The organism is Segeticoccus rhizosphaerae (assembly GCF_009192725.1).
GTDB lineage: Bacteria > Actinomycetota > Actinomycetes > Actinomycetales > Dermatophilaceae > Segeticoccus > Segeticoccus rhizosphaerae.
Map to the genome: position 1 here is coordinate 1 of NZ_VOHR01000475.1, position 2,086 is coordinate 2,086.

Sequence of the window (2,086 nt, forward strand, 5' to 3'; positions counted from 1 at the left end):
CGAGCCGTCGCGGCGACGGCTGGCTCACCGGGACCACCGTGGTCCTGTGCCCGCCCGGTGGCGCGGTGGCCGGGGTGGACGTCCGCGGTGGCGGGCCGGGCACCCGTGACACCGACCTGCTCGACCCCCGCAACATGGTCGAGCGCGTCCACGCGGTCGTCCTGTCGGGCGGGAGCGCCTTCGGGCTCGGCGCGGTCGACGGCGTCATGGGCCGGCTCTTCGACGCCGGTGTCGGCCTGCCGATGGGGGCTCCCGGCGAGGTGGTGCCGATCGTGCCGGGCGCCGTGGTCTTCGACCTCGGTCGGGGCGGCGACTTCGCCACCCATCCGAGCCCCGAGTTCGGGGAGCAGGCCTACGACGCCGCGACTTCCGGCCCCGTCGAGAGTGGCGTCGTCGGGGCCGGGACCGGCAGCAAGGCGGGCGGACTCAAGGGTGCCGTCGGCTCGGGCAGTGTCGTGCTCGAGGACGGCACGACGGTCGCCGCACTGGCCGTGGTCAACGCCCTCGGCTCCTGCGTCGACCCCGCCACCGGTGAGCTGTATGCCGTCCGCTTCGGTCTGCCTGGAGAGTTCCCTCCGCTCTCCAACCCTCTGCCCTCCGAGCTGGCCGCGGCCCGTCAGGCCGCCGACGACCTGGCCAGCCCGGGAGGCGCCAGATATGCCCTGGCCACGACGATCGGCGTCGTGGCGACGGACGCCACCCTGACCAAGGCCCAGTGCGCCAAGGTCTCGGGCATCGCGCACGACGGGATGGCACGCGGCATACGCCCGGTACACACCATGTTCGACGGTGACACGGTCTTCACGCTGGCGACCGGCGACCGAACTCCGCCGGATCCGTTGGGCTTTCACGCGCTCCTCGATGCTGCCGGAGACTGCTTCACCAGGGCGATCGGACACGCGATGCTCAGCGCCGAGACCGTCCGGACCCCGGCCGGCACATGGCGGTCCTACCGGGAAGCCTTTCCCTCGGCCTTCACCACCCCGACGACAGAGAGCGACCACGAACATGACTGACCTGACGCTGGATTTCCCGGACGGCCTGCCGATCGGCGAGGGGTGGGTGTCCGCGCCGTCGAGTGAGGAGGTGTGTTTCCCGTTCGATGGTTCGGTGGTGGCACCCTCGCCGGTGGGGGATGCGGACCTGGCGCGGCGCGCGGTGGAGGCGGCGTTGGCGGTGCGGGAGGTGGTGGGGCGGTTGCCCTCGCACGTGCGGCGTGCCGCGTTGCAGGCGACCCATGACGAGATCGCACGGCGGCGTGAGGATTTCGAGCGGTTGTTGGTGGCTGAGACGGGCAAGCCGTTGGTGGACTGCCGGGTGGAGGTGGCGCGCACCCTGTTGACGTTGCAGACGGCGGCGGAGGAGGTGGCGCGGTTGCACGGGGAGACGGTGCCGTTGGACCTGTTGCCCTCGGGCGAGGGGCTGTTGGGCTTCTGGGTGCGCAAGCCGATCGGCGTGGTGGTGGGGATCGCGGGGTTCAACTACCCGTTGCTGCTGGCGGCGCACAAGATCGCGCCGTCGATCGCGGCGGGCTGCCCGGTGGTGGCCAAGCCGGCGCCGCAGACGCCGTTGGCGACGTTGTGGCTGGTGCACCTGGTGCGTGAGGCGTTGGTGGCTGCGGGTGGCCCGGCGGCCGCGGTGCAGCTGGTGACCGGTGGACCCGAGGTGGGGGTCGCGTTGACCACGGACCGCCGGGTGGGCGCGGTGTCGTTCACCGGTTCGGCGGCGGTCGGGCACCAGATCGCCCGGGACGCCGCGCCGACGAAGGTGTTGCTGGAGCTGGGGTCCAACGCGGCGCTGGTGGTGGCGGCGGATGCCGACCTGGACGCGGCCGCGGACGCGGTGGTGCGCGGGGGCTACTACGCGTCGGGGCAGGCGTGCATCAGTGTGCAGCGGGTGGTGGTGGTCGAGTCGGTGCGCGAGCAGTTCCTGACGCGGTTGTCCGAGCGGATGGGCCAGGTGCAGGTGGGTGACCCGCGCGAGGAGTCGACGCGGGTGTCGGCCCTGATCGACGAGCGGTCGGCCGACCGGGTCGTGGCGTGGGTGGAGGCCGCGGTGGCGGCCGGTGCCCGGTTGGTGGCCGGCG

General features: G+C 72.8%; 2 protein-coding genes. Both read left to right on the top strand.

The features are described 5' to 3' along the window. On the top strand, positions 1-1,016 hold a 1,016-nt coding region (locus FRW57_RS20785), incomplete at its 5' end, for a P1 family peptidase (protein WP_238999523.1). After that, on the top strand, positions 1,009-2,086 hold a 1,078-nt coding region (locus tag FRW57_RS20790), incomplete at its 3' end, for an aldehyde dehydrogenase family protein (protein ID WP_203230463.1). The genes FRW57_RS20785 and FRW57_RS20790, both read left to right, overlap by 8 nt.